This is a genomic window from Thermus sp. FJN-A, from assembly GCF_054655095.1.
The window spans coordinates 1-236 of record NZ_BAAHSC010000263.1; the positions used below are offsets into that span (position 1 = coordinate 1).

Annotated in this window: 1 protein-coding gene; it reads right to left on the minus strand. The window is 67.8% G+C overall.

Annotated features, from left to right (window positions below):
* Positions 1-17 precede the first annotated feature (17 nt).
* On the minus strand, positions 18-236 hold a 219-nt coding region (locus tag ACYQ0J_RS13655), incomplete at its 5' end, for a tyrosine-type recombinase/integrase (RefSeq protein WP_460172625.1).

Below are 236 nucleotides of genomic sequence, written 5' to 3' on the forward strand. Positions count from 1 at the left end.
CAAGGATAGAAGGCATTTCACCCCACCACATCCGGCAACGCCCGGGCGGCCTCCTCCAGGCGCTTGCGGGAGACGTGCACGTAGACCTGGGTGGTGCTGATGGAGCTGTGCCCCAGAAGCTCCTTCACCTCGTCAATCCCCCGCCCCGCCTCCACCAGGGCGCTGGCGTAGGAGTGGCGGAGCTTATGGGGGGTGATGCGTTGCCAGTCCTTGAGCCCCGCCCGCCTGGCCACCCG